The sequence below is a fragment of the Dellaglioa sp. CoH-56-MRSF-10 genome (assembly GCF_056782175.1).
The window spans coordinates 22,152-41,161 of sequence record NZ_JBXAYF010000003.1 but is presented as its reverse complement, the minus strand read 5'-3'; the positions used below and the strand labels follow the sequence as shown (position 1 = coordinate 41,161).

At 34.2% G+C, this 19,010-nt stretch carries 18 protein-coding genes; 12 read left to right on the top strand and 6 right to left on the bottom strand.

What is annotated here, in order from left to right; all coding sequences use genetic code 11:
* Position 1: 1 nt before the first annotated feature.
* Positions 2-1,633, bottom strand: coding sequence for an ABC-F family ATP-binding cassette domain-containing protein (locus AC1RP4_RS03900; RefSeq protein WP_409022227.1), 1,632 nt, complete (start codon positions 1,631-1,633; stop codon positions 2-4).
* A gap of 237 nt (positions 1,634-1,870) precedes the next feature.
* On the opposite strand from AC1RP4_RS03900, the gene AC1RP4_RS03895 reads away from it, so the two are divergent.
* The gene (locus tag AC1RP4_RS03895) at positions 1,871-2,947 is read left to right on the top strand and encodes a 3D domain-containing protein (RefSeq protein ID WP_481761440.1); all 1,077 of its coding nucleotides are present in this window, start codon (positions 1,871-1,873) and stop codon (positions 2,945-2,947) included.
* A 52-nt stretch (positions 2,948-2,999) separates the two neighbouring features.
* Here the strand turns inward: AC1RP4_RS03895 and AC1RP4_RS03890 are convergent, their stop codons facing one another.
* Positions 3,000-3,563 carry a GNAT family N-acetyltransferase gene (locus tag AC1RP4_RS03890; RefSeq protein ID WP_481761624.1) on the bottom strand — a complete coding sequence of 188 codons (564 nt, stop codon included), beginning with the start codon at positions 3,561-3,563 and terminating at the stop codon, positions 3,000-3,002.
* Between the two features lie 130 nt (positions 3,564-3,693).
* On the opposite strand from AC1RP4_RS03890, the gene AC1RP4_RS03885 reads away from it, so the two are divergent.
* The 3 genes from AC1RP4_RS03885 to AC1RP4_RS03875 all read left to right on the top strand — a co-directional run bounded on the left by AC1RP4_RS03885 (position 3,694) and on the right by AC1RP4_RS03875 (position 7,010).
* Entirely contained in the window at positions 3,694-5,130 is a 1,437-nt protein-coding gene (locus tag AC1RP4_RS03885) for an amino acid ABC transporter substrate-binding protein/permease (RefSeq protein WP_481761439.1), read from the top strand.
* Complete coding sequence (locus tag AC1RP4_RS03880; RefSeq protein ID WP_481761438.1) at positions 5,130-5,867, top strand: amino acid ABC transporter ATP-binding protein; 738 nt, start codon at positions 5,130-5,132, stop codon at positions 5,865-5,867. The genes AC1RP4_RS03885 and AC1RP4_RS03880 overlap by 1 nt, the downstream gene beginning before the upstream one ends.
* A gap of 180 nt (positions 5,868-6,047) precedes the next feature.
* Positions 6,048-7,010, top strand: coding sequence for a zinc-binding dehydrogenase (locus AC1RP4_RS03875; protein WP_481761437.1), 963 nt, complete (start codon positions 6,048-6,050; stop codon positions 7,008-7,010).
* A 215-nt stretch (positions 7,011-7,225) separates the two neighbouring features.
* Here the strand turns inward: AC1RP4_RS03875 and AC1RP4_RS03870 are convergent, their stop codons facing one another.
* Positions 7,226-8,092 carry a Cof-type HAD-IIB family hydrolase gene (locus AC1RP4_RS03870; protein ID WP_481761436.1) on the bottom strand — a complete coding sequence of 289 codons (867 nt, stop codon included), beginning with the start codon at positions 8,090-8,092 and terminating at the stop codon, positions 7,226-7,228.
* 126 nt (positions 8,093-8,218) lie between these two features.
* On the opposite strand from AC1RP4_RS03870, the gene AC1RP4_RS03865 reads away from it, so the two are divergent.
* Genes AC1RP4_RS03865 through tsaE form a run of 3 tightly spaced genes read left to right on the top strand, consistent with a single transcriptional unit; the run spans position 8,219 to position 10,376 of the window.
* Positions 8,219-8,899, top strand: a complete 681-nt coding sequence (locus AC1RP4_RS03865) for a uracil-DNA glycosylase (protein WP_481761435.1) — start codon at positions 8,219-8,221, stop codon at positions 8,897-8,899.
* Positions 8,900-8,914: 15 nt separating this feature from the next.
* Positions 8,915-9,904 carry a phosphate acetyltransferase gene (gene pta, locus AC1RP4_RS03860; protein WP_481761434.1) on the top strand — a complete coding sequence of 330 codons (990 nt, stop codon included), beginning with the start codon at positions 8,915-8,917 and terminating at the stop codon, positions 9,902-9,904.
* Between the two features lie 16 nt (positions 9,905-9,920).
* On the top strand, positions 9,921-10,376 hold the full coding sequence (gene tsaE / locus AC1RP4_RS03855; RefSeq protein ID WP_481761433.1) for a tRNA (adenosine(37)-N6)-threonylcarbamoyltransferase complex ATPase subunit type 1 TsaE: 456 nt from the start codon (positions 9,921-9,923) through the stop codon (positions 10,374-10,376).
* A gap of 51 nt (positions 10,377-10,427) precedes the next feature.
* Here the strand turns inward: tsaE and AC1RP4_RS03850 are convergent, their stop codons facing one another.
* Positions 10,428-10,901, bottom strand: a complete 474-nt coding sequence (locus AC1RP4_RS03850) for a glutathione peroxidase (RefSeq protein ID WP_481761432.1) — start codon at positions 10,899-10,901, stop codon at positions 10,428-10,430.
* An 81-nt stretch (positions 10,902-10,982) separates the two neighbouring features.
* Positions 10,983-11,516 carry a 3'-5' exonuclease gene (locus AC1RP4_RS03845; protein ID WP_409022237.1) on the bottom strand — a complete coding sequence of 178 codons (534 nt, stop codon included), beginning with the start codon at positions 11,514-11,516 and terminating at the stop codon, positions 10,983-10,985.
* A gap of 189 nt (positions 11,517-11,705) precedes the next feature.
* Here AC1RP4_RS03845 and murB point away from each other — a divergent pair, with 189 nt between their 5' ends.
* Positions 11,706-12,605, top strand: a complete 900-nt coding sequence (gene murB / locus AC1RP4_RS03840; RefSeq protein WP_481761431.1) for a UDP-N-acetylmuramate dehydrogenase — start codon at positions 11,706-11,708, stop codon at positions 12,603-12,605.
* 20 nt (positions 12,606-12,625) lie between these two features.
* A complete protein-coding gene (locus AC1RP4_RS03835; protein ID WP_481761430.1) occupies positions 12,626-14,743 on the top strand; it encodes a cation:proton antiporter in 2,118 nt (705 codons plus the stop codon).
* Between the two features lie 38 nt (positions 14,744-14,781).
* Here the strand turns inward: AC1RP4_RS03835 and AC1RP4_RS03830 are convergent, their stop codons facing one another.
* Entirely contained in the window at positions 14,782-15,438 is a 657-nt protein-coding gene (locus tag AC1RP4_RS03830) for a DUF1361 domain-containing protein (RefSeq protein ID WP_481761429.1), read from the bottom strand.
* Between the two features lie 156 nt (positions 15,439-15,594).
* Between AC1RP4_RS03830 and cdaA the strand changes: the two genes are divergently transcribed.
* The 3 genes from cdaA to glmM are packed head-to-tail and all read left to right on the top strand — an operon-like array spanning position 15,595 to position 18,944.
* Entirely contained in the window at positions 15,595-16,437 is an 843-nt protein-coding gene (cdaA, locus tag AC1RP4_RS03825; RefSeq protein ID WP_409022241.1) for a diadenylate cyclase CdaA, read from the top strand.
* Complete coding sequence (locus AC1RP4_RS03820; RefSeq protein WP_481761428.1) at positions 16,434-17,567, top strand: CdaR family protein; 1,134 nt, start codon at positions 16,434-16,436, stop codon at positions 17,565-17,567. The genes cdaA and AC1RP4_RS03820 overlap by 4 nt, the downstream gene beginning before the upstream one ends.
* 21 nt (positions 17,568-17,588) lie before the next feature.
* Positions 17,589-18,944 carry a phosphoglucosamine mutase gene (glmM, locus tag AC1RP4_RS03815; RefSeq protein ID WP_409022243.1) on the top strand — a complete coding sequence of 452 codons (1,356 nt, stop codon included), beginning with the start codon at positions 17,589-17,591 and terminating at the stop codon, positions 18,942-18,944.
* The last annotated feature ends 66 nt before the right edge of the window (positions 18,945-19,010 follow it).

Here is a 19,010-nt window from a genome sequence, read left to right as displayed (position 1 = left end):
ATTAAGCTTGTTTGTAAAGACCAGCAATTTGATCTTGAACATCTTTATTTTCTAAGAATTCATCATAAGTAGTATCTGCTCGATCAACAAGACCGTTTGGTGTTACTTCGATGATACGGTTAGCGATTGTTTGAATGAACTCACGATCATGAGAGCCGAATAATAGAGCACTCTTATAATTTGAAAGACCTTCATTCAATGAAGTAATTGATTCCAAATCTAAATGGTTAGTAGGATCATCAAGTAAAAGAACGTTGTTTCTTGTTAACATCATTTTTGATAACATACAACGAACTTTTTCTCCACCGGATAAGACGCCAACTTCTTTATCGACTTCTTCACCAGAAAATAACATACGACCTAAGAATCCACGCAAGAAAGTGTTATCACTTTCTGCTTTAGAAGCAAATTGACGTAACCAATCGATAATTGTTAAATGTTCATCAGCGAATTGGTCGTTATTATCTTTAGCAAGGTAAGCTTGTGATGTTGTTACACCCCATTGAACTGTACCTGTATCTGGTTCTAATTCACCAGAAAGAATTCTAATTAATGTTGTAACAGCAATATCAGTTTCACTTGTAAAGGCTGTTTTATCATCTTTGCCTAAACTAAATGAGATATTATCTAAAACTTTTACGCCATCAATTGTTTTTGAAACGCCACTAACTGATAATAAATCATTACCAATTTCACGGTCGATTTCAAAGTTAATGAATGGGTAGCGACGTGATGAAGGTTGAATATCATCAAGTGTGATTTTTTCAAGCATTTTCTTACGAGAAGTTGCTTGTTTAGATTTAGAAGCGTTAGCACTGAATCGTGCAACGAAATCTTGTAATTCTTTGATTTTAGCTTCTTTTTTATCGTTAGAATCATTTGCAAGTTTTGAAGCTAAGGCACTTGATTCCATCCAGAAGTCGTAATTACCAACGAATAATTTGATTTTACCAAAATCAACATCACACATGTGGGTGCAGACATTATTTAAGAAATGTCTATCATGAGAAACAACAATAACGGTATTTGAGAAGTTAATTAAGAAATCTTCTAACCAGTTAATTGATTTGATGTCTAACCCATTAGTAGGTTCATCAAGTAAGAGAACATCAGGATTACCAAAAAGTGCTTGTGCAAGCAAAATCTTAACTTTTTGACTTTCTGTTAGTTCGCTCATCTTTTTATTTTGCATATCTTCAGCGAAGCCTAAGCCTTGTAAAAGAGTTGAAGCTTCTGATTCAGCTTCCCAACCATTCATTTCAGCAAAGTCAGATTCTAGTTCAGCAACTTTGATACCATCTTCATCAGAAAAATCAGCTTTTGCATAAATAGCATCTTTTGCTTCCATAACAGCATAGAGTTCTTTGTAACCCATAATGACTGTTTCAAGAACAGTATATTCTTCGAAGCCATAATGATTTTGTTGTAGCATTGTCATACGTTCATTTGGATCTAATGAAATTTTACCTGTACTTGGTGTTATTTCACCAGATAAAATCTTTAAAAATGTTGATTTACCAGCGCCATTAGCACCGATTAGTCCGTAACAATTACCAGGCGTGAATTTTAAATTAACGTCATCGTATAACTTACGGTCTGAAAAACTTAAACTTACATTACTTACAGTTATCATTTAATACCCTCACTATTCGTTTGTATAATCTACATATCATAGCATATTTCAGGCTCAAAATGAAACGGTTTTGAAAATGAACTCAAATAAAATGATTATTTCTGAAAATGAGGGTACGTTAGTCATAGAGTTGTAATATGAGTGATGTTTTGTAATATGCCTGACACATGTCTGACTTGTCGGTTCGATATACTCTAGAAATGGGTAATAAAGTTATTTACAAAAAGGAGTATTATTTTGAAAATTAGAAATATTATTGGTTTTACGGCAGTTATACTTTGCTTATTAGGTGGTTCGGTTTCTGTTAGTGCAACATCTATCAGTGATTTAAAAAAACAAGAATCAGCTGCACAAGAGAAAGTAACAACTGCTAATTCAAAAATTTCAAAGTCATTAACGAGTATTAATGATGAGTATGCAAAAATTGATAAATTAAATCAAGAAATTTCTGATAAAGAAAAGAAAATTGGTTCACAAGATAAATCAATTGGTAATGAACAAAAACAATTAGATACACGTATTGAAAATGCTAAAGATAGATTAAGAAGTCTACAAGTTAATGATTCAAGTAGTAAAATGGTAACGGCTATTCTTGAAGCAAAGAATGCTGGTGATTTTATTAGCCGTGTTTACGCAGTTTCTGTTTTACAATCTGCTGATAACAAAACGATGAAAGATGTTGCGTCTAATATCAAAACCATGGAAGATGCTAAAGCGCATTTGGAATCTGAACAAAAATCATTGAAATTAAAACAATCTGAAACAAAACAAGAAACAAAAGAAATGAATAAACAATTAGCAGCGTTAAAAGATACTTTAGGTGACGCAAAGAAAGATTTAGCCAAAGTAACAAAGGCTAAAGATGCTGAGTTATCAAAAAAAGCAAGAGAAGCAAAGGCTAAAGCTGATGCTAAGGCAGCAGCAGCTGCTAAAAAAGAAGCAGCTAAAAAGGCTGAAAGTGATGATTCATCAGATAAAAAAGGAAGTACTGACCAAAAAGCAAGCAACGATACTTCTGGCAAATCAACTAAGAAAACGTTACAAATGGTCGCAACGGCTTATTCAACAAATGCACCAGGGATGGGAACTCATGGATCATATGGGTTAAGTTTGTTAACTAATCCACAACAAATTGCTGTGGATCCTTCAGTTATTCCGCTAGGAACTGTTGTCTGGGTATCTGGTTATGGTGTTGCGATTGCTGGCGATACAGGTTCAGCAATTAAAGGAAACCGAATTGATGTGCATTTTATCTCAAATGCAAGATGTTACACATGGGGTAAAAAGACAGTTACTGTAAAAGTTTTAGAATAAAGATATGAAAAAAGGTCTGCTAAATTTATTTTTAGCAGACCTTTTTATTTATTTAAATATCTTTTTGCATATGATGATAGTCATGACCACTAATAATCATGTTACCAACAGTTTTAAAGCCCATTTTTGTGTATAACTTTTCTGCTTTAGGATTTGCAAAGTCGACGTTTAAGCCAATCTTTGTTTTTCCAGCTGCACGGGCAATCTCGGGAAGAGACTCTAGAAGTTTTGTGCCGATGCCTTGTCCTTGGAAATCTGGTGAAACAGCAAGGGTATCAAGGTACCATTCATTTGGATAAACTTCTGAGTCTGGAAAGAGTTCAGTTGTTTCAGGTAAACCAATTTGTGGGAAAAATTGATTCATAGCAAGATCAAGATGGTCTTCATCTTCATCCGGATAACCAAATGCTATCCCAGCAACCTTACCATCAATATCGGCAATTTGAACACGACCGTAGCTGTAACGGTAGTCTTCTGTTTCAAATGCAAGCTCTAGCACTTTGAATAGGTCGGGTAATGGAATTTCTTGAAGAATAGGAATTTCCATATCTTCTAAAATAATATTCACTAAAGGAACGACCTCGTGTGCATCTTTTTTTGTTGCTCTTCTAATAATCATATAAACCATCCTTTCCTGAATATCTCTAGTGTATAGGGTACTTAAATAATTGTCAAAACAACTAAATTGCTTGCTAAGTGTAGATATGTTATATTATGTTACATCAAAATGTTTTGGGGAGGATATTATGAAAAAATGGCAGTCAATGATCATGTCAATCATGGTCGCATGTGTATTTTTATTATTTTTACATAGTAATCAAGTAAATGCAGCAGAAAAGACGTATACAATCGGGACTGATGTAACTTATGCACCATTTGAATATCAAGCAGAAGATGGTAAATCATATGTTGGTATTGATATGGATATAATGCGAGCCATTGCTAAAGAGGAAGGATTTAAAGTTGATATTAAAGCCTTAGGGTTTAATGCAGCGGTTCAAGCATTAGATGCTAACCAAATTGATGGGGTTATGGCTGGTATGATGATAACTCCAGAACGTCGTGTTAAATTTGATTTCTCAGATAGTTATTATGAAGCTGGGGTAGCTATGGCTGTTGGTAAAAACAGTTCAATTAAATCTTTGGATGATTTAAGAGGGAAAAAGGTAGCGATTAAAGTTGGTACAGCTGCCGGAGAATTCGTAAACTCAATTAAAAAACAATATAATATTACAACAACAACTTTTGATGATTCAAGTAACATGTATGACGATGTTGTGACAGGAAATTCCGATGCGACTTTTGATGATAAACCAGTTTTAGCATATGGTGTTAAGAATGGTATTGAAATGAAAGTAGTTGGTAAAACATATGAAAAAGGTGAATATGGATTCGCCGTTAAAAAAGGGCAAAATAAAGAATTAATAACAAAATTTAATGCCGGGCTAAAGAAACTTAAAGCTAACGGTGAATATAAAAAGATTGTTGATAAGTACACTGGAACGAACGCAAAAAATGCTAACTCTAAAAATTCTCGAACAATTTTAGGTTTATTGAAAACAAATAGTGGCTCATTATTAGAAGGATTTAAACAAACAATGTTATTAACAATTGTGGCTATTGTTTGTGCAACAGTTTTAGGGATTATTTTAGGTATGATGGGTGTTGCGCCAAATAAATGGCTTAATGGGCTTTCAAGTACATTAATTTACATTTTCCGTGGCCTACCGCTAATTGTATTGGCCTTCTTTATCTACATTGGTATTCCTAATTTAACCGGGAGCAAGATTCCAGCATTTGTGGCAGGTATTATAACCTTAACGTTAAATGAAGGTGCGTATACAGCGGCCTTTGTTAAAGGTGGGATTAAGGCTGTTGATAATGGCCAAATGGAAGCTGCTCGTAGTCTAGGATTACCTTATGGAAAAGCAATGATGAAAGTCATTATGCCACAAGGAATTAAGATTATGATTCCATCATTTATTAATCAATTTATTATTACGTTGAAAGATACGTCAATTTTATCTGTTATCGGTATTTTAGAATTAACGCAAACAGGTAAGATTATAATCGCAAGAAACCTTGAAGGATTCAAGATGTGGTTGATTATCGCGGTGATTTATCTCGTTATCATAACGTTATTAACGTGGTTATCTAATTTAGTCGAAAGGAAGATTAAATAATGGCAGCTAAAATTCAAGTTAAAAATTTGAAAAAAAACTATGGTTCAAATGAAGTTTTGAAGGGGTTAGATATTTCAGTTGCAGAAAAAGAAGTTGTCTGCATGATTGGACCTTCCGGTTCTGGGAAAAGTACCTTTTTACGTTGTTTAAATAAATTAGAAGATTTAACTTCCGGTTCAATTATTATTGAGGGGCATGATATAAGTGATCCAAAAACTGATTTAAATGTTGTTCGTCAAAATATTGGCATGGTATTTCAACATTTTAATTTGTTTCCACATTTAACCGTTCTTGAAAATATTATTTTAGCGCCTGTTGAATTAAAAAAAGAAACAAAAGAAGAAGCAACTAAGGAAGCAAAACGTCTTTTATCCCAAGTTGGTTTGAGTGATAAAGCAGATGCTGCACCTGCTTCGTTATCTGGTGGTCAAAAACAACGTGTCGCAATCGCACGCGCACTTGCAATGAAACCAGATATTATGTTATTTGATGAACCAACGTCTGCACTTGATCCAGAAATGGTTGGGGATGTTTTAGATGTTATGAAACAACTTGCGAGGGATGGTATGACAATGGTTGTTGTCACACATGAAATGGGTTTTGCTAAAGAAGTGGCTGATCGTGTGGTCTTTATGGCTGATGGTTACATTTTAGAAAGTAGTACACCAGATGAAATATTTAGTAATCCGCAAAATGATAGAACAAAAGATTTCTTAAACAAAGTTTTAAATGCATAAAAAGTGCAAACTAATTAAATCTTTCGGCCTTTCATTAATTTTTGGTGGGGCAAGCATTGTAAAAGGTCCTAATCACTTCGCGTGGTGGTTAGGATTTTTTATGTATAGTTACTAAAAATTAGGATGTTTACGATGATTTGAATTGAAAAAAGCTTTTTAGCAAAGGAGAAAAGTAAAATTATGAAAGCAATTGTTGTTAATGAAGCAGGAGGAACAGATAAGCTTATTTACCAAGAGGTAAATTTACCTAAAATAAAAGCTAACTGGTCCTTAATTAAAATAAAAGGGTTTGGTATCAATAGATCGGAGATTTTTACGAGAGAGGGAAAATCGCCAACTGTTTTGTTTCCTAGGGTTTTAGGCATTGAATGTGTGGGTGTTGTTGAAGAAACGAGCGATCCTGAAAGATTACCTATAGGGAAAAAAGTTATTTCCATTATGGGAGAAATGGGACGCGCATTTGATGGCAGCTATGCTGAATATGTAGCATTACCAAATAACCAAATATATCCAATAACAACAAATATATCTTGGAAAGAACTTGCGACTATTCCTGAAACGTACTATACAGCATTTGGTTCAATGAAAAACTTAAAAATTACAAAAAAAGATAAAATTTTAGTTAGAGGCGCCACAAGTGGAGTAGGTATTTCATTTCTTAAATTGTTGAAGGCCAGATATCCTGATATTGTAATTGATGGTACTAGTCGGAGCCAAGCAAAAAATGAGCAATTATTGTCCGCTGGTTTTAATGATGTAATAATAGATAAGACTGGTGTATTAGAGACTGAAAAGAAGTATGACAAAATTTTAGAATTAATTGGCCCTGCCACTATAAAAGATAGTTTTCAACATTTAAACGAAGGAGGCATTTTATGTAGTACGGGACAATTAGGAGGTAAATGGTTTTTAGAAGAATTTGATCCGATTATAGATATCGAGAAAAATAGTTACCTCACTAGTTTTTACTCTGACAATGTCAGTCAGGATAAATTGAATGATCTGTTGGACTACATTTCAAAATATGATGTTGATGTGAAACCAGAAAAAAACTTCAAACTAAGTGAAGTTCCTTTAGCGCATGCTTACTTACAAAATCAGGATAGTTTTGGGAAAGTAATCGTGTTACTAACAACTGAATAAAGATAAGTACCAAATTGGTTAGCGACGTATTATGGGTTTCATAATTGATAGTTGGAGAGTAACAGGGCTGATTGATTACGTAACAAAAGTCTTATGGCTTTTGTTTTTTTCGTTGTAAAAAAACTGTTATTGGTAATAGTTTTTAAACTACTATCAACAACAGTTTTTATAGACTTATTTTTTCTAATTAATTACACTTTTTAGTCTCAATCGATTTATTTTTCAGCTAACTGTTCAAGAATAGCTAAGCCAACACCATCTTCAGAATTTGTTTTTGCTGAATGATTGGCAATACGTTTTACCTCGTCGTGGCCATTTTCCATGGCGTAACTGACGCCTGCAACTTTTAACATAGAAACATCATTTAAGTTATCTCCAATTGCCATGACATCTGACATTGGGATATTAAGTTCTTTAGCGAAAGCTTGGAGTGCAATCCCTTTTTGGGCATTTACGTTGTTAATTTCAAGGTTAGTAGGTGCAGAAGAGGTAACAACAAGTGAGTCTTCTTCTTCAATTTTTGCTTTTAAAGGGAGTAATTCTTCTTGACCATCCATACTGAAAACAATTAATTTAAAAATATCAATTTTTGAATCATCGATGACTGTTTGGTAATCATCAACGTAATTGATATTCATTAATTCAAGACGAGCTGCAGCTAATGAAACAGCCATTTTAAATGGTGTATCTGGATTTGTATCAGAGATTAGACGCGCTACATTTTGAATACGGTTTGCACGATTATCAGAATAAACACCGTTTGAGGTTGTCATTTCAAAGTAAAAATTTTCTTTTTTGAATGTTTGAACTAAAGTTTGAACGACTTTTTTTGAAATAGGTGTTGTACTAAGTGTTTTACCATTTCCATCTAAAACTTCTGCGCCGTTAAATGTAATCATTGGACTATTGAACCCGGCTGCTGTAATTAAAGGTTTAACTTCAGTATAGCCACGGCCAGTAGAAACGATAAAGTGGACTCCTAATGCTTGTGCTTGTTTAATCGCATCGGCGTTTTTTTCTGAAATCACCATTTGATCATTTAGTAAAGTACCATCCATATCTGATGCAATAATTTTTATCATAAATTCAACACTCCTCTAATCTTATTTACTGGTTTCATTTTAACATGAAACCGCTCGATATTTTAATCAAATCATTTATTTTTGTATTCACTAATATGGTAAACTTAATCTGTGAGGTGTTAGACAATGAATATTAATGTCGATAATGATTGGCAACCCATTTTGACCGAAGAGCTTGCAAAATCTAAATATGCTGATTTAGAAACGTTTATTGATAATGAATATCAAAATGAGACGATTTATCCGGAAAAAAATCGCATTTTTGAAAGCTTTGAACTGACCCCATTTTCTGACGTTAGAGTTTGTTTATTGGGACAGGATCCTTATCATGAAAAGCATCAAGCTCATGGGTTGAGTTTTTCTGTTTTACCAGGAGAAAAAATTCCACCTTCTTTACGGAATATGTATAAAGAATTGGAAACAGATTTAGGAATTCCACCAGCTAATCATGGCTATTTGAAGAGTTGGGCGGAGCAAGGTGTTTTGATGTTAAATTCAGTCTTAACTGTAAGAGATGGCGCCGCTAATTCTCATCGTAATCATGGATGGGAATTATTAACAGATGGTGTGATTGAACGATTATCCGAATCTTCACAGACAATTATTTTTGTTTTATGGGGGAAGACAGCCCAAGATAAGATTAAATTAATTGATACAGATCACAATATTGTGATAACATCACCTCATCCAAGTCCGTTATCTGCTTACCGCGGTTTTTTTGGATCGAAACCATTTTCACAAATAAATCAAAATTTAATAAGTCAGGGATTGCCACCGATTAACTGGCAATTACCCAGTAACACTTAATTAGGAGGAAATGATATGTCATTATTTGAAAGTTTGAAAAGCAAAATTGAAAGTAAAAAAATTAAAATAGTTTTTCCTGAAGGGGAAGAAGAACGTATTCTAAGAGCAGCCGTTAAATTAGCAGAAGATAATTTGGCAGAACCTATTTTATTGGGGGATGTTGCAAAAATGAAAGAGTTAGCCACAAAGCTCGATTTAACTCTTGATGGTATCGGTGTAGAATTACTTGATCCTAAACAATATTCTGAAACAGATTTTAATGAGATGAAAACGGCCTTTGTTGAACGACGTAAGGGTAAAAATACACCTGAACAAGCTGAAGAAATGTTACGCGATGTTAATTATTTCGGTACAATGCTCGTTTACATGGGATTAGCTGAAGGGATGGTTTCTGGAGCTGTTCACGCTACTGGAGATACCGTTCGACCTGCATTACAAATTATTAAAACGAAACCAGGCGTGAGTCGGACAAGTGGTGCCTTTATTATGACCAGAAATAATGATACAGAAAAGTATTTATTTTCTGATGCTGCGATCAGTATTAATCCAACTGCTCAAGAATTAGCAGAAATGGCAATTGCAAGCATTCAGACGGCTCGTCTCTTTGATATTGATCCCAAAGTAGCAATGCTTAGTTTTTCAACTAAAGGTTCAGCTAAAGCACCAGAGGTATCAAAGGTAGCAGAAGCAACTGAAATTGCACAAAAACTAGCACCAAATGAAGCGATTGACGGCGAATTACAATTTGATGCTGCTTTTGTACCGAGTGTTGGTGAACAAAAAGCACCTGGATCAAAGGTTGCAGGACAAGCAAATGTTTTCATTTTCCCTGAATTACAATCTGGAAATATTGGCTACAAAATTGCACAACGTTTAGGTGGATTTGAAGCTATCGGACCTATCCTACAAGGATTAAACCAACCGGTTTCAGATTTATCTCGTGGTGCTAACGTAGAAGAAATTTACAAGGTTGGTATTATTACAGCTGCGCAAAGTTTAGAATGAAATGGTGAAATAATTAATGAATATTGAAGTCAGTTCTGTAGAAGAAACACAAGAAATTGCCGAAAAAATTGGACAGCTTGTTGAACCTAATATGATTTTGTTATTGGATGGTGATTTAGGCGCAGGAAAGACAACTTTTGCTAAAGGCTTAGCCGTTGGGTTAGGGATCAAGCGGAACGTTAAAAGTCCAACATTTCCAATTGTGAGAGAATATCGTGAGGGCCGTTTGCCGTTATTTCATATGGATGTTTACCGACTTGAAGGGATGGGCGGCGCAGATTTAGGGTTAGATGAATATTTTAATTCTGATGGTGTGAGTGTTGTTGAATGGTCTGAATTTATTCAGGATGAATTACCAAATGATTGGTTAAAAATTACATTATTGAAAGATGATCATGATGATAATTTACGTACTATCGAATTAGAAAGTAATGGATTACAATATGATAATATGTTGGCCCATTTCAACTAAAAAAACAAGTTAGCTGATAGCCTCTAAATGGGGGTATCAGCTAACTTGTTTTTATTTAACCAATTTTTCGATTTCTGGTTTCATCTTTAAAGGATTAGTCTTAGGTGCATAACGTTTAACAACTTGTCCATCACGATTAACTAAAAATTTAGTGAAGTTCCATTTAATTGAGCTACCCAACACGCCTTGCGTTTCATCAGTCAGGTATTTAAATAGTGGTAACGCATCTTCTCCATTTACATTTTGAATGGTATGCATTGGAAAACTAACGCCATATGTCATACGACAGGTAGCTGCTGCTTGCGCATCATTATCGACTTCTTGATGGAATTGATTCGATGGAAACCCAAGTACCACTAATCCTTGGTCTTGATAATCCTCATATAATTCTTCTAATTGTTTAAATTGTGGCGCAAAACCACATTTAGTGGCTGTATTAACAATTAATAAAGGGTGATCCTTGTACTTTTCTAATGAATAAGTTTCACCATTTTCTAGTGTAACCTGATAATCATAAATTGACATTGTAATTTCCCCCAATTTGGTTTGATTACGGTCATCATATAACAGTTTAAACAGTAGCCCTATTAATGTGCTTAAATTTGATTATGCTGGCTTCACAAATGGTTTTAAAATTTCTTGTCCAAATTCGTGTTCTTGATAGAGTAAGATATTGGCACAAGCAACGGAATCATCTAAGGCATTGTGATGATTTGTTAACGTGATTCCCAATTCATCACAAACCGTATTTAATTTATGATTTGGAAATTCTGGGAATAATTTACGACTTGTTCTAACCGTATCTAACAATAAAAATTGGGGTGTCTCTAATCCATAATAACCCAATGTATTATGCAAAATACTGTTATCAAAGGGGGCATTATGTGCCACGATTAAACTATTGTTCTGGAAAAGTGGCGAAATATGTGACCATAGTTCTGGAAACTTTGGTGCAAATTCAACGTCTTCTTCGTGAATACCATGAATTTGAACATTACGCCAATTAAAAGGTGTTTCCGGTTTAATAAGTGAATAAAATTCATCAACGATTTGATTATTTCGAACAACTGTTAAAGCAATTGAACAGGCGCTATGACGCTGATTATTAGCAGTTTCAAAATCCATTGTAACAAAATTCATAATTAACTCCTTTTTAATTCGATATGACTGATAAGGTTATTAAAATACTCGGTCTAATAATGTTAATAAAGTATAACAGTTAGGTTATACAATTAAAAGTCGCTTGTTTGTGCGTTAAAATAGAAAAATAAACATTGAACGTGTTAAACTAGAAGGAATTGCTAAATGTTGAAAGGAATCGAATAAATAATGATAATTGACACTTTTGTAGAACTATTTCCATCTATTAAAATTTTAAAAAATGAACCACTTGCTAAATATACAAATACTGAAACGGGAGGGATGGCTGATCTTTTAGCTTTTCCTGATGCAGTGTCAGATGTTAAAATTTTGGTGAATACAGCCAATGAAAATGGTATTCCTTTAACTGTTTTAGGAAATTCGAGTAATCTAGTTGTGAAAGATGGCGGTATTCGTGGACTTGTAATCATTTTAACGGATATGGATAAAATTGCTGTATCTGGGACGAAAATTATAGCGCAAGCTGGTGCCTCACTTATTGAGACAACAGAAGAAGCTTACCAAGCTGGCTTGACTAATTTTGAATTTGCTGCTGGGATTCCTGGGAGTGTTGGTGGTGCCGTATTTATGAATGCTGGTGCATATGATGGTGATATCAGCCAGGTATTGAGTGAAGTTAGTGTTATTACACGTACTGGTTATGTGAAAACACTAGTTAACGAAGAAATGAACTTTGACTATCGTCATAGTCAAATTCAAGATGATAATGACATCATATTAGAAGCAACCTTTGTATTAAAAGAAGGTAATAAATATGATATCCGTGAAAAAATGGATGAGTTTAACTTTTTACGTGCATCTAAACAACCTTTAGAGTACCCATCATGTGGAAGTGTTTTTAAGCGACCTGATGGACACTATACTGGTGTACTAGTTCACGAAGCTGGGTTACAAGGCTACCAAATTGGTGGCGCACAAGTATCAAAGAAACATGCCGGGTTTATTGTTAATGTAGACGGCGCTACTGCAACAGATTATATGGATGTTATTAAGCATGTTCAAAACGTTGTGTGGGAAAAATTTAAGGTTAGATTAGAAACGGAAGTTAGAATTATCGGAGAAGACTAAAGTAGAAAGGAAGATGGTAAATGCCGCTACTTGAATCGGTTATTGTTTTAGCTGCACTTGTTTTACTATCAAATGTTATCAGTCATTATCTGGTTTCAATACCCGTTGGATTGATCCAGATAGCATTAGGCTTTGTCGTTGCCTTAATTTTTAAAGTCTCAATTGAGTTAGAAACAGATTGGTTCTTATTACTCTTTATTGCGCCACTATTATTTAATGATGGTCGAAAATTTCCAAAACGTGAATTGTGGAAATTAAGAGGTTCCATTTTTGCGAATGCCATATTATTGGTTTTCTTAACAACTGTGGTAGTTGGATTTTTCATTCATCTTTTGATTCCAAAAATGCCATTAGCAGTTGGATTCGCACTGGCAGCTATTTTGTCACCAACGGATCCAGTTGCTGTGCAATCGATTGCTGAAAAAGCAAAATTACCAAGTAATATTTTAAATTTGGTTAGTGGTGAAAGTTTAATTAATGACGCAAGTGGATTAATTGCCTTTAAATACGCGATTGCTGCTGCGGTTACTGGCTATTTTTCATTTGGACAGGCGCTTGGTGATTTTACGTATATTGCGATTGTTGGTTTTATCTCGGGAGCAGTGTTAATGTTGCTGATTTCAACAATACGAGATTTTTTAATGAGGCAAGGGATTAATGATGTTGTTTTTAATACGATATTACAAATTTTAACACCTTTCATCATTTTTCTTTTTACGGAAGAATTTTTGCATGCATCAGGTGTTATTTCGGTAGTTGTCGCTGGCGTTATCTCTAGTATGCGTAAGAATACTTTCGCGACGTACTTACCTGAAATTAAGTTAGTAACTGAAAAAACCTGGGAAATTGTGGTTTATCTCCTGAATGGATTTGTGTTTATTATTCTTGGAATTGAATTACCAATTGCGATGTCAAAGACATTAGAAGATAACAATAGTAGTACTCTTTCGGCTATTATTGATGTTTTTGTCGTCTGGCTCTTTTTAGTCGTGATTCGTGTTGTTTGGACGTATATTAATATGTTATTAATTTCTAAGAAAAATAAATCAAAAAATAAGGCAAAGCCAAGTTGGCGTATTGCGTTAATATCAGGATTTTCAGGTGTTCGTGGTGCAATTACAATGGCTGGTGTGTTAACAGTCCCAACGATAATAAAAACAGGTGCTGCTTTTCCAGAGCGTTCATTAATGTTATTTATTGCTGGTGGCGTGATTATTTTAAGTTTAGTAGCCGCAATTTTGATATTACCTCTTTTAACTAAAGAAAAAGGAATAATGAAAACCAGTAATGAGGTTCCTGATGCTACTTTAGTTGAAGATGAGGATGCTATCATAACTAGTGATAGCGGAGATACGCAGTTCAATGAAAAGCAAGCTCGTATTTATATTATGCGAGTTGCTATTAGTCGCTTGGAATCTGAACGACGAGAATCTAATCAAAAAGTTGCCTATGAATTAATTTTAGAATATCAATTTATGATTCGTCGACTTGAGTTTTCTGATCAGGATGATGAACGATTACGCCAAATTGTTGAGGAAGAAGCAGACATTAGGCGAATTGCTTTAGATGGAGAACTCGAAGCGTTAGATAAAATGAGATTAAAGCAGGCTATTAGTAATAAAAACTATTCAATTATTAGTAAGAAAATTATGAAACAAAAAGCGAAATTAGGTCAAATTAATAATCGGAAAATCTCATTTGTAACGGTTAGAAATATTAATCATGCCTTTGTTCAATTAGGTAAGGTTGTGAGACGGACACTCTATTCTGAAAAAGAATTAAAAATGGTTTATGAACGACGAAATATAGAAAAAGCTTTAGCAAAAGCAGCTATTAAAGCACTATCAACGTATGTTAAAAAATCTGATGATGGCAATCAACAATTTAAGCAGCAAGCTATGTATCATTTGATTGTTTATTATCGTAATCGTATCGAAACATTAAAACGGACCAAAAATATTAATCAAGCCGAATCTGAGGAACAAAGTTACCAACTTAGATTAAAGGCTATTGCGGCTGAACGTTCTGCGATGCAGGAATTGATGGAACGAGGCTATATTACATGGTCATTAGCGTCAAGTTTACGTGAATATATTAATTATTCTGAAAATGTTATTATGCTTTCTGAAGAGGACTAAAAAATAGGTGTAACTCGCAATTTATATGCGAGTTACACCTATTTTATTGTTTTTCTATAGACTTCTAAGCAAATGATAATAACTAGTTGGACTATTGTTAGTAAAACGACAAAAGCTAACATTTTAATTGTCCACATATCGGCAATCAATTTTAATGTTAATTTTGGTGATGTTAGTAGGTAAACAGTGTGTAATCTTAAAAAACGACCAATATAGACACCGACAGATGACAAAATAGTTAGGCCAAATATAACGACATAACGAAAATAATAAGGTGTTAAGTGTAGTCGTTCTTTAATTTGGTCGGCAATTTGAGAAAATCCAACGAGTGCAAGTAACGTACATGATAAGGTACTTACCAACAAATAAGTATAGTTTAGCCACATATGAATATCTAATTTAATTAATCCTGTCATTATGTCATAGGGATGCAGTAAGCTTAAATGAAAAATATCAGTTAATAGGTAAGGCGCGTTCGGATAAAAGAATAGCCAAGCTGCTGTTAACAGCCAAAAATAAGTATTTGATAATTTATCTTTGATGTGAAAAGCTAATTCAATTGGCAGATAACCTAAAAATGTATTTAAGAGTAAAAAATTAAAAGGTGATTGTTGGTTGTAAACGAATAAGTAAATAATAATTAAGTAACATATAAAAAATAATCTGATACCGTGCTTTACATTTGTATTTATCATAATGGTCATCCTTTTCTATAGTAACTTCAGTGTAGCAAAAAATGAGATGAAATCAAATTAATAATCCGGTAGATAATAGAAAATATGGCGGGATGAGGAAACAAATCTAACAACGTGGTATAATAAAACGGTTAATAAAATAGAGGAGGCCGAGTGATGTCCATTAACTGGGGTGGTCTTGTAACGTGGGGGCATATGGTCAATATACTAGATATTATCGTTGTCTGGTTTGTTGTTTATGAACTCATGGTACTTTTACGAGGAACAAAAGCGGTTCAACTTTTTAGAGGAATCATAATTATTGTTGTGATTAAGCTAATTAGTGTGGTCGTTGGGCTACAAACTGTATCTTGGATTATGGATCAAGTTATCAATTGGGGTGTTATCGCCATGGTTGTTATTTTCCAACCGGAAATAAGACGTGGATTGGAACATCTTGGTCGTGGATCATTTTTTTCAAGAGGTAAACAGAAAAACAAAGACGAAGAACATATGATTGCTGGACTAGACTCAGCTATTCAATATATGTCAAAACGTCGAATTGGGGCATTAATTACTATCCAAATGAACACTGGATTGGAAGATTATATTGAAACCGGAATTGCATTAGATGCTGAAATTACGGGTGCATTATTAATCAATATTTTCATTCCCAATACACCATTGCATGATGGCGCGGTAATTATTAAAGATAATAAAATAGCTGTTGCGGCGGCTTACTTACCATTATCTGAAAGTAACTTAATTCCAAAAGAATTAGGAACTCGGCATCGTGCTGCAGTAGGTATCAGTGAAGTAACCGACGCAATTACGATTGTTGTGTCAGAAGAAACAGGTTCAGTGACAATTACGCGAAATAACGAACTTATTCGTGATTTATCACAAGAAGATTACCTTAAATTATTGAATACTGAATTAATTAAAGATGATGAACCTAAAAAGAACAACCCTTTCTGGGAATTTTTTGAACATTTCGGGCGTAAGGGGGATAAAAAATGAATCTAAATAAATTTTTTAATAGTCGCTCATTTTTTATTGGAACCTCTTTAATTTTAGCAATTTTATTATTTGTTTATGTTAATTATGATCAGTTAGCAAATACAAATAATTTTTCCGATTCAAAAACAACGAGTCTAGTTGCAAATGAATCAAAAACGATTGAGGCTGGCCTACAAATTACGGCCGATAGTGATAAATACTTTATTACTGGATATCCTAAAAATGTAAAATTAACATTGGACGGTCCTGGCGCTTTAATTACAACAACTGTGAATACACAAAACTTTAGAGTGTTTGCTGATTTAAAGGGTTTAAATCCTGGAAAACATGTTGTTAAGTTACAAGCAGAAGGATTAAACAAAGAAATTAGTTATAAAATTAGTCCCGCTACAATTTCTGTTAATATACAAAAACGTAAGACAACGACATTCCCTATTCAGGTGAAATTTAATGAACGTCGTTTAGCGCAAGGGTATAAGAGTGGGACGCCTGTTTTAGATAATAATACGATTTCTGCATCCGGTGCGGAAGGCGATGTGAATGCTATTTCAGAAGTGGTTGCACAAGTAAATGTCAGCAGCAATCAGATCAAGTCAACAATTTCACAAGAAGTCTTACTTGAGGCCTTAGATGTAAATGGTAAAACTTTAAATGTCGTCATGACCCCATCAACAGTCGGTGTTACAATACCGGTTGAGAGTACTAAAACCACTAAAAAATTACCTTTGAATTTTGTTTCAAGTGGAACTGGCGTATCTGGGAAGACGTATAAGTTTTCAAGTGATACAAAACAAGTAACGGTAACGGGTACAGAATCAACCTTAAGCAAATTAAGTAAACTTGATGTTGTGGTACCAATTAATAAGATTAGTGATTCCGTTACGAAAACAATTAGTATCGATTTGGATAAGAATAATTTAATTTCATCAAATCCAGAATCTGTTAAAGTAAAAATTAGTGCTTCTGGTGGAACCGCAGCATCAAAAACTGAAAGTAGTGAAACAACAACTGATCAGACATCGACGAGCTCTGAAACCAGTTCAGAAAGTAGTGAAAGTGCTACTTCGTCTTCATCGACAAGTTCTGATAGTTCAAGTAGTTCAAGTGAATCAACGAACGCATTAAATTAATTAATTAGTGAGGAGAAAATAATGAAATATTTTGGTACAGATGGTGTTAGAGGAATTGCAAATAAAGAACTAAGTCCTGAGTTAGCATTTAGATTGGGACGTTTAGGTGGGTATGTTCTATCAGAGCATGCACAACTTGAAAATAACGATAGACCACAAGTGCTTGTTGCGCGTGATACACGAATCTCTGGTCAAATGCTTGAACAAGCTTTGATTTCAGGGTTATTATCAGTTGGGATTGAAGTACTCTCATTAGGCGTTATTTCAACACCTGGTGTAGCGTACCTTGTACGTGCCCAAAATGCAGTTGCTGGAATTATGATTTCAGCTTCACATAATCCCGTTCAAGATAACGGCATTAAATTTTTTGGTGCGGATGGTTATAAACTATCTGATGAACAAGAAGAAGAAATTGAAGTTTTATTAGAAAAAGATTCTGATGATTTGCCAAGACCAGAAGGTGAAGGCCTTGGAGTATTAGCAGATTATCCAGAAGGTGTACTGAAATATACACAATTTTTGGAACAAACAATTCCTGATGATTTAGAAGGAATTCATGTTGGAATTGATTCAGCTAATGGCGCAACAAGTGGACTTGTTTCACGTTTGTTTGCTGATTTAAATGCTGAATTTGAAACAATGGCAACTTCGCCTGATGGATTAAATATTAATGATGGCGTTGGTTCAACACATCCAGAAGGATTAGCTAAATTTGTAGTTGAAAATAAGCTTGAAGCCGGGATTGCTTTTGATGGCGATGGTGATAGATGTATTGCTGTTGATGAATTAGGTAATATTATTGATGGCGATAAAATTATGTACATTTGTGGATTATACATGAATGAACGTGGTCGCTTGAAAAAAGAAACAGTTGTGACAACTGTTATGAGTAATATTGGACTATACAAAGCACTTGAAGCAGCTGATTTAACATCAGTTAAAACACAAGTTGGTGATCGTTATGTTGTTGAAAAAATGCGTGCTGACGGTTACAACATTGGTGGCGAACAATCTGGACATATTGTATTCTTAGATTACAATACAACTGGTGATGGGATGCTAACTGCTATTCAATTGCTAAATGTTATGAAGAAAACAGGCAAGAAGTTATCTGAATTAGCTGCAGCTGTTCAGACTTATCCACAAGAACTTGTGAATGTTAGAGTGACAGATAAGCAAGCTGCATTAGATAATCAAAAAATTAAAGATAGTATTGCAGAAGTTGAAGCAGAAATGGCCGGCGATGGCCGAGTTCTTGTGAGACCTAGTGGAACTGAAAATTTATTACGTGTTATGGCCGAAGCACCAACAGAAAAAGAAGTTAAAGCTTATGTTGATCGAATTGTGCAAACAGTTCAAACTGAAATGGGCGTTTAGAAATTAAGCGAAAGAGTCATTTGAATGAAAATTCAAATGACTCTTTTTTTATTTTAAAGTTGATTT